This window comes from Cyclobacterium roseum (genome assembly GCF_010119225.1).
In the GTDB taxonomy this organism is placed as follows: Bacteria; Bacteroidota; Bacteroidia; order Cytophagales; family Cyclobacteriaceae; genus Cyclobacterium; species Cyclobacterium roseum.
Genome location: NZ_WNKF01000039.1, coordinates 1 through 2,837 on the forward strand (window position 1 = coordinate 1; position 2,837 = coordinate 2,837).

Consider the following 2,837-nt stretch of genomic DNA (forward strand, 5'->3'; position numbering starts at 1 on the left):
TTGGTTCCATCCAAGTCTGGAGTTAATGGCAGGACAAAGGCTGATGGGGGTAGTATACGCCTATTCCTTCCGTACTTTTGGCTTAGATCCAAAAGTACCAAACCTGCCTGCCCGCAGGCAGGCCTACCTACCGGCAGGCAGGAGATCAAGGCACAAAAATCCTTCCTCCCGCATACCTCCCGCACCCCCGGTTTTGTGCCGGCCTGCCCGCTTTGCTTTTCTGTTGACATGCTATCAAAACTAGTGGATGCTTCGAAAATCGGTTCCTGAAAAAAAGACCATCCTCTCAAATGCAAAAAGGCCAGACCCTAAAGCCTAGTCCGTATCGAACTACATTAGCCCTTAACAAACAAAGCTGAATCCATAATACAGGCTAATCGTCAGACAGCTCGGCTGAATAATCTTGCAAGGATCCGGTCAATTAACCCTAAACTATCAAAAATAAAATAAGACATCCAGTCCTCTTTCTGACTAATATTGAGTTTGAATTATTTCTAGAATTCCCTCTTTCCCTGAATTTAAAAATTCGATCAGGGCATCTCTGTTTTTTTTCAAGAGATTTGAAACAGATCTGGTGGTTAAATTACCGGTTTTTAACCAGATGATTTTGGGTGGAATACCCTTAATCATATTTAAATCAATAAAATCCGCGTCAAATGTTACTATTGCATACCCGTGATCCTTTGCATAATCAAAAATAGAGGAATCCGATGCGTCCTCCAACCCTACATGTCGAACCTGATAGGACCCCGGAAAATCAGATTCAATTTGCCTGACAATTTTTGGAGAGATATTTTGGTCAAACAAAAGCTTCAAGAGGCAATTTGCAATTTATGCTCCTTATCTGCTGCAAAAGCCAGACAAGCATTAATCATGTTTTCGCTAATCTCTTCAAAATCCTGCATGATCTCCTGTTTGCTCATTCCGTTTGATAGCCAGTTTAACACGTCATAAACGGAGATTCTTGTCCCTTTAAGGCAAGGTTTACCAAATCTCTTGTCAGATCTGATTTCTATATATTCCTGATAATTCATATTCCAAATATACGCAAATCCAGCCATTTTGTATACGACCATTCGTAATTACAGGAATCTGGGTCGTCTGTGATTTTCAAGATGTGGGCTACTACAAGATCAGTCTACAAAGGTATGGTTTGATTGTTTGATGGTATCATGGTACGATTGTGGGGATTTGACGATGGATTAGCTGGTTAACTGGTTAATCGCTGATGGATTCCTGTTACGAGCACCAAACCCCGGCAGGGGTGAAAGGATTATAACTCCGGGTAAGCCGACAAGGGAGGCGCAGCCCGGGGTAGTTGGAGCCTCGCGCTCCCTGCATTGGCTATCCAGCCGCTAAAAAGTGAAACCAGGTTTCCGCCAATGCCCGGGCCGGGTACATTCAAGGTTGACGTTGATGGCAGGACAAAGGCTGATGGGGGTAGTAAACGCCAATTCCTTCCGTACTTTTGGCTTGATCCAAAAGTACCAAACCTGCCTACCGGCAGGCAGGAGATCAAGACAAAAAAATCCTTCCCCCCGCAATCCTCCCACACCCCCGGTTTTTTGTCGGCCCACCCGCTTCTTTCAATCGTAGACGTTCGATCAAAATTAGCCGATGCTTCGAAAATTGGTTCCTGCAAAAAAAAACATACCTTCAAATGCAAAAAGGCCAGACCCTAAAGCCCAGCCGATACCAATCCATTTTAACCCTTAATAACCACGAATCAATCCAAGACAAGAAAACCTGCCCCAAAGCCGATCCCTACAACTCAGCCCCTTCCGAGCCACTACCCCTTGAATGCCTCAAAGGTTTTTTTAAATCCGTTCTCAGCACTCAGGGGCAGATCGTCGCCCAGGGCCTTTAGCAGCTTTTCGTTGCTGACTTTATAGCTTTCGGTGAGTTTTTGCAGGCGTTCGCTGGTGAGGGGGAGGCGCAACCGATCCCCTACCCTTGCAGAAGCCCGCAGCAGACCCGCTGGGATTTTCAACAGACGGGCGGGCTTGCCCATGGAGGCAGCCATCATTTGGATGAGTTCATTGGTGGAAAAAACGCCGGAATCGGCTACCTGATAAATGCCCGAGGGAATGTCCTTCTCCATTAGCCGCAGCATCACCCAGCAGAGGTTGTCCACAGAGAGGAAGGAGCGTTCGTTCGTAAAAGCAGCCAGTGGATAGGGAAAGCCTTTTTGGGCAAAGGCATAGAGTAGGTTCAGGTTTCCCTTGTTGCCCGGACCGTGGATCATGCAGGGGCGCAGGATATAGACGCGCTTGCCTTCGGGCAAATTATCCAGCAGGTATTCCTCTGCTTTTCGCTTGGACTTGCCGTAGACCGTTTCCGGAGCACAGGGCATTTCTTCCCTGAGCCAGCCTGTTACCCTGTCGGCACAGGCCTTGACGGAACTGATAAAAATAAAAGTTTCGGCATGAGGATCTTTTAGAAAGCGATCGTACAGCTTGCGGGTCAACTCGTAATTGGCTTCCCAGTAGTCCTGTTCGCCGGATGTTTTTTTCAGGTCATGTGCCTTTCCGGCCAGGTGGATGTAGTGGCGAAAGGACCAGTCATTTTGCTTCCAGAATTCGGCATAAGACAAGCCTGAACCGGAGGGATTTCGGCTGAGTGCTTTCCAGGGCCTGTCTTTTAAGTGCTTTTGCAGGTTTTGGCCTACAAAGCCGGAGGCGCCGGTGATGATGATTTGATGGTTTGATGGTTCGATGGTGGGATGGTTTGGTGATGTGGTGATTTGATGATATGCTGATGGAATGATGATGATGCGATGATAATGGGTACCTGAGCTTATCGGACTGAAAATCAGCCTAAAAAGGCATGCTGTGATG

5 protein-coding genes are annotated in these 2,837 nt (G+C 47.1%); all 5 read right to left on the bottom strand.

Features of this window, described 5'->3' with window-relative positions; all coding sequences use genetic code 11:
- A partial coding sequence (locus GJQ68_RS23505; protein WP_235941867.1) for a hypothetical protein occupies positions 1 to 230 on the bottom strand: 230 nt, incomplete at its 3' end.
- A 241-nt stretch (positions 231 to 471) separates the two neighbouring features.
- A complete protein-coding gene (locus GJQ68_RS22955; RefSeq protein ID WP_162419598.1) occupies positions 472 to 816 on the bottom strand; it encodes a DUF5615 family PIN-like protein in 345 nt (114 codons plus the stop codon).
- Positions 813 to 1,034: a DUF433 domain-containing protein gene (locus GJQ68_RS22960; RefSeq protein WP_162419600.1), complete on the bottom strand. Its 222-nt coding sequence runs from the start codon at positions 1,032 to 1,034 to the stop codon at positions 813 to 815. Before GJQ68_RS22960 ends, GJQ68_RS22955 begins: the two co-directional genes overlap by 4 nt.
- A gap of 239 nt (positions 1,035 to 1,273) precedes the next feature.
- Positions 1,274 to 1,642 carry a hypothetical protein gene (locus tag GJQ68_RS22965; RefSeq protein WP_162419599.1) on the bottom strand — a complete coding sequence of 123 codons (369 nt, stop codon included), beginning with the start codon at positions 1,640 to 1,642 and terminating at the stop codon, positions 1,274 to 1,276.
- Between the two features lie 147 nt (positions 1,643 to 1,789).
- Positions 1,790 to 2,837: NAD-dependent epimerase/dehydratase family protein (locus tag GJQ68_RS22970; protein ID WP_317174472.1), on the bottom strand; the 1,048-nt coding region annotated here is incomplete at its 5' end.